The organism is Geothrix sp. (assembly GCF_049292215.1).
Taxonomy (GTDB): Bacteria; Acidobacteriota; Holophagae; order Holophagales; family Holophagaceae; genus Geothrix.
Map to the genome: position 1 here is coordinate 1 of NZ_JBATQW010000065.1, position 5,580 is coordinate 5,580.

Annotated in this window: 5 protein-coding genes and 1 pseudogene; 5 read left to right on the forward strand and 1 reads right to left on the reverse strand. The window is 67.3% G+C overall.

The features are described from left to right. Positions 1–1,117 (forward strand): CPBP family intramembrane glutamic endopeptidase (locus WAS25_RS10750; RefSeq protein WP_422311902.1); only part of this gene is annotated, 1,117 nt, incomplete at its 5' end. Positions 1,118–1,126: 9 nt separating this feature from the next. Here WAS25_RS10750 and WAS25_RS10755 read toward each other — a convergent pair. Continuing rightward, positions 1,127–2,359, reverse strand: coding sequence for a serine/threonine-protein kinase (locus tag WAS25_RS10755; protein ID WP_422311904.1), 1,233 nt, complete (start codon positions 2,357–2,359; stop codon positions 1,127–1,129). 75 nt (positions 2,360–2,434) lie between these two features. Between WAS25_RS10755 and efp the strand changes: the two genes are divergently transcribed. The 4 genes and pseudogenes from efp to WAS25_RS10775 form a co-directional block, all read left to right on the forward strand. Beyond that, on the forward strand, positions 2,435–3,010 hold the full coding sequence (gene efp, locus WAS25_RS10760; RefSeq protein WP_422311906.1) for an elongation factor P: 576 nt from the start codon (positions 2,435–2,437) through the stop codon (positions 3,008–3,010). Continuing rightward, positions 3,010–4,149: a ribosome small subunit-dependent GTPase A gene (gene rsgA, locus WAS25_RS10765; RefSeq protein ID WP_422311908.1), complete on the forward strand. Its 1,140-nt coding sequence runs from the start codon at positions 3,010–3,012 to the stop codon at positions 4,147–4,149. The genes efp and rsgA overlap by 1 nt, the downstream gene beginning before the upstream one ends. A gap of 15 nt (positions 4,150–4,164) precedes the next feature. Beyond that, the gene (locus WAS25_RS10770; protein ID WP_422311910.1) at positions 4,165–5,100 is read left to right on the forward strand and encodes a lysophospholipid acyltransferase family protein; all 936 of its coding nucleotides are present in this window, start codon (positions 4,165–4,167) and stop codon (positions 5,098–5,100) included. Positions 5,101–5,220: 120 nt separating this feature from the next. Continuing rightward, positions 5,221–5,580: pseudogene (locus WAS25_RS10775) on the forward strand (nucleotide-binding protein); the annotation flags it as partial.

Genomic DNA, 5,580 nt, shown 5'->3' on the forward strand with positions numbered 1-5,580 from the left:
GACCAAGGCGGAGACCCAGCTGAAGGAGCCCTGGGACCTGGCCCTCCTGGTTGTGCTCCGGGCCGAGCTGGGCGAAGCACAGCCCCCCTCGCCGAGCCTGGATGAGGCGGGCGCGCCGCGGCTGGGACCCGCCCTTGGACGGGTCCGGCGGGCCTACCTCGCCGCCTATGCCGGGGGTCCCATGCCCACGCCAGGGGAGCGCCTTGACCTTCACCACCGCCTGGGGAACGGCTACGCCGCAGACCTGCTGGAGGCCCGCTTCCTGGACCGCGAGGGAGGAGGCGAGGCCCTGCGGACCCGGGCCCGGGCGGCCCTGATGACCCGCCTGGCCGGGCTGGGCCTCCTTGGCCTGGGGGTCATGACGCTGGCGGCGACCGGGCTCGTGGTCGGGATCTACCTGCTGGTGACCCGGGACAAGCATGTCGTTCCCAGCCTGCCCGCCTGGTCGCTCTCCGGGCGCGCCTGCGCCCTGATCCTGCTGGCCTGGTTCCTGGCTTTCTTTCTCTCGGGAAATCTGGCCGTGCTGCTGCTCCAGCCCTGGCCGGGACTGCGGTGGCTGACCCTGCCCCTCGGCTACCTGCTCCATGCCGGCTTTGGAATCCAGCTCCTCTGCCTCGCCGAAGGGCTCACCCTTGGCGAGTTATGGTGCCGCGTCGCCCCCGGCCGGGCTGGCCGGGACCTGGCCTGGAGCGGGGCATTCCTGGCCCTGGCGGTGCTGCTCGTCATCCTCGTGGCCCTGGTCTCGAACCTGATCCTGAGGCCTGAGCAGAGCCCCCAGCGGGACCTGCAGGACGTGCTGCGCAGCCTCTCGGGCTGGGGGCCGAATCTGGCGATGTTCCTGACCGTGGCGGGCGTGGCGCCCTTCTTCGAGGAGCTGCTCTTCCGGGGGTTCCTGCTGCCCGTGCTGGCGCGGAAACAGCGGCTGGCAGTGGCGCTCGTCCTCTCCGCCCTTCTCTTCGCCGCCATCCACCTCCAGCCTGCGGGCCTGCCCGTCCTCGCCACCCTGGGGCTGGTGATGGGTCTGGCCATGCGGCACACCGGCAGCCTACGAACCCCGATCCTGGTCCACGCCTGCTGGAACGGGAGTCTGTTCCTCCTCATGCGGGCTTTCGCTTAGGGACGCTGGCTAGCCCGTGACATGGACTCGCGAGAGGGCCGGCGAGAGCCACCAGAACAGCTGGAGCAGCACGAAGACGAACACCACCCACTTGAGGATCGTTACCCAATCGGTCCCATCGGGGCTGGGTTCCGTGGAGCTTTTCCGGGAAGCCAGGAAGGTCTCGACCGGATCCTCCGCCAGGGTGATCTTCATGGCCTGGCTCTGGTGCAGGCGGGAGTCGGTGGCCTGGGGACCGCTGTCTTCCCCGAGTCCCTGGGAAAGCCCGGCCGGAAGGCGGAACCGCGCCGTCGACACGCTGCTCCCGTCATCATCCTGGCCCAGGGCCGCGAAGAGCCTGGCCCGCATGCTGGCCGGTCCGGGCAGGGCGTCGATGAGCTCCTCCATGAACTCCGGGAGGGTGGTGTAGCGATCATCCGGGTCCACGGACAGGGCCCGCTGGAACACGCTACCTAAGCGAGGTGGCAAATCCGCCGGGAGGGTGATGGGCTCCTGCAGGATGTGGATGATGATCTCCGTGAGCCCGCTTCCCGGGTGGGGCAGCTGGCCCGTGAGCAGCTCGAAGGCCGTCGCCGCGAAGCTGTAGCGGTCCGAGGAGGGGGTGCCCTCCCCGCCTTTCAGGACTTCGGGAGGGGCGTAGGCCGGCGAGCCCAGAAAATCCCCGGTCACCGTCAGCCGGAGCGCCAGGGTCTGGGCATAGCCGTTCTGGGTCCCTTCGTCCAGCATGGGCGCGTCCAGGGGATGCTGGGGGTTCAGGCTCATGTGCCCCATGCTGCGCGCGATGCCGAAGTCCATGAGCTTGGCTCGGCCCTCTTCGCTCAGGAGGATGTTGTCGGGCTTGACGTCACGGTGGACGATGGCGCGCCGGTGGGCTGCCCGGAGCGCCCGCATGGCCTGGATCAGCACCTTCGCGGAAGTCTCCTGGTCGAGGTCCTTCTCCCTGATGTGCTTGGCGAGACTCTTCCCCTCCACGTATTCCATGGCCAGGAAGGGCCCAAGGTCCTCCTCCACGCCCACATCGAAGATGGTCACCAGGTTCGGGTGGTTCAGCTGGGCGCTGATCTCAGCCTCCCGCCGGAAGCGCAGCATGGCCTGGTGCCGGGCGTTGCCGGCCACCCGGATCACCTTGATGGCCACGCGGCGCTTGAGGAGGGGATCTTCCGCCAGGTAGACGGTTCCCATGCCGCCCTGTCCGATGGGCCGCAGGACCTGGTACCTGCCGATGGTCTTCGGGTCTGCCATGGAAAGGAAATTCTAACCAGGAGACCCCCTCCTCCAGTCGAGATAGAATGGAGGATTCGACATTCTGGAGTCCCCATGGCCGCCCTTCTCGAAGCCATCGAGATCAAACGCAAGATGTTCTTCGAACTCGAGGACACCCCCTTCCATTGCCTGGATGTGGAGATCTCAACCCCCACGGCCCGGGGTGGACAAACCTTGGTGCGGATCAAGATGCGGAACCTGCTCACTCGGGCGGTCTTCGACAAGACCTTCAAGGCCGGCGACAAGTTCAAGGAACCCGACCTTGTCCTCACGCCCGCCAGCTACCTCTACAGCGATGGCGACGGCTCCCACTTTATGGATCAGGAGACCTACGAGACCCACACCCTGGGGGACACCCTCATGGGCGATGCGCTGGACTACCTCACCGAGGGCCTCATCGTCCAGATCCAGAAATACAACGGCAATCCCATCGGCCTCCAGATGCCCACCACGGTGGAGTTGGCTGTCACCTACACAGAGCCCGGCGCGCGCGGCGACACGGCCAGCGGCAACGTCACCAAGCCTGCCAAGCTGGAGACCGGCATCGAGATCAAGGTGCCGCTCTTCATCAAGGAGGGAGAGAAGGTGAAGGTGAGCACCGAGACCGGCGAGTTCGGCGGTCGCGCGTAATGTCCCGCAAGTTCCGCCTCGGCCAGAGCCGGGAGGCCCAGGACATGGACCACCGGGAGGCCTATTCCCGGGAGCGGGGCGGCGAGAGCAAGCGACGCCAGCAGCACGCTGACCGGCTCGAGACCGGCATCGAAGCCCACGATGCCGAGACCCTGCTCCGCCTGCCGGACCCTGGCCCCTGGATGCACCTGCCCGAGGCCACCCTGATCCAGCGCCACAGCCAGTGGGTGGACCTTGAGTTGGAAGACCGCACCATCATGCGGGCCACCCTGGGCGGGAAGCTCAAGGGCGTGCGCCTGGTCTGCGGGGATCGGGTCCGGTATTCGGTCGTCCCCGTTGAACCTGACGATCCAAGGTTCCCGGCCCATGTTCCCGTGCGCGGGGACGGGGGCTCCCCCGAAGCCCAGGTGGTGGCCGTGATGCCCCGGAAGACCCTGCTCAGGCGTGGCGGCATCGACGACCGAGAGCCCTGGCAGCTCATCTGCGCCAATGCCGATGAGCTCTGGATCTGTGCCGCCGTGGTGGACCCGCCCTTGCGGCCCGGTCTGCTCGAACGTGCCCAGTTGCTGGCGATCGACGCCGGGCTCACCTTCCGCGTCATCGTCACCAAGCGGGATCGGGCTTCGAAAAAGGACACCCTCCCCGAGCTGGACCCCCTGCGCGAGCAGGGGGTGGCCATCCATGAGACCTCCGCCCTCAACGGGGAGGGGGTCGAAGCCCTCCATGGGCTGCTGGTGGGCAAGGTGGTGGTCCTGCTCGGCCACAGCGGTGTCGGCAAGAGCACCCTGGTGAACGCCCTCCACCCGGTGGCCGCCCTGAAGACCGGGGGGCTCACCAAGTTCGGCACCGGCAAGCAGACCACCACGGCCTCGCGCTGGCTCGCCATCGAATCCGGCGGGACTCTGGTGGATACCCCCGGGATCCGCACCCTCAGCGTGCGTGGCCTGGATCGGTCCTTGCTGGGCCGAGTCTTTCCGGAGTTCCCGGCAGAGGTGCTGGACGCCCCCCTGGCCTTCGACGCGGAAGACGAGGAGACCCTCGACCGTCTGCGCCTCGACTACCCGGAGCGCCTGCAGAGCCTCCAGCGGCTCTGGCAGGAGATGGATGACCGGAATCCGAACCAGAACGTGTGGCGGTAGCCCGTGCAAGATCGCATGCAGACTCCCTCCAAACTGCTCGATCTTGCCTACGGGGCCGTCTTCGGCACCCTCTTTCCCCTCTTCCATTTCGCGGCCCGATCCTTTGCGCGACGGGAGCGTGGCCACGACATCGCGGATCAGATCGCCAACGCCTTCATGGATGTGCAGCCCCGGTACCTGGAGGCCATCCTGGGCAATACAGGGCGGGTCATGGGACTGAAGCCTTCGCATCCGGAGGTCGAACGCACGGCCCGTGAGATGGTGCGGCAACACGCCAGGGCCTGGGTGGACTTCTTCTTCTATGGCCAGCGGCCCGTGGGGGAAGCCCTGGCGCAGTTCGCCAGCATCGAGGGCATCGATCAATTCGACGCCACCCTTGCGGAAGGAAAGGGCGTGATCCTGCTCACGGCCCACGCGGGGAACTTCGAACTGGGCGGCATCCTGCTGCGGTCCCGCAACCTCAAGGTCCATGCGGTCTACAAGCCCGACCACTTCGCAGCCGTTGAGCGGCTTCGGGAGGGGATGCGGGCCCAGGGCGGCGTGGTGGGCATTCCCGTCGATGGCGTGGGTTTCTCGACCCTGCCCCTTGTGCGGCTTCTGCGGGAAGGCGCCCTGGTCGGCATGCAGGGGGACCGCGACTTCAGCCTGAACGGCCTGCCCATGCCCTTCTTTGGACGCGAGGTGCCCTTCCCCCGGGGGCCCTGGGAACTGGCGGCCATGACCGGCGCACCCATCATCACGAGCTTTTTCTACACCGATGAAAATCGGCGCTTCCACGCCCACTTCGGGGAGCCCATCCGGATCGAGGGTGGTCGAGGTGATCGCATGGCCGCCATCCAGGCCGGCATGAGGGCCTATGTGGCGGATCTGGAGGCCTTGATCCGCCGCCACCCCAGCCAGTGGTATTGCTTCTACCCCTTCTGGGACGACCCCGCCCGGAATGCTTCATGACCACGGGGCATCCCAGGGTCACAGCCTACGGGGTCGCGCCATGGCCCCGGTCATAGGATGATGGATTCTGGCTTTGGCCTTTCTGGGTTCGTTTCCCGCTTCACTCAAGGAGTCCCCTTCATGCGCAGTGCCCTCCCCTTGTCCCTCCTGCTTGCAGCCACCCTGGGCTGCCAGTCCAAGAAATCCGATGCCATCGTGGCTGCGCCAACCACCGGCGCCCTGCCGGCGGCCGGCGCCACCGCTCCGGGCCAGGGCCTCACCGGCAAGGTGCTCGAGCGCATCGACGCCGCCCCCTACTGCTACCTCCGGCTGCAGACCGCTCGTGGCGAAGTCTGGGCCGCGGTCCCCGAGGCCAAGATCGAGAAGGGCACCGAGGTGACCATCGTCAACCCGATGCTCATGAACAACTTTGAGTCCAAGACCCTGAACCGCACCTTCGCCGAGGTCTTCTTCGGCAACCTCGCCCCCGCCGGAGGCGCC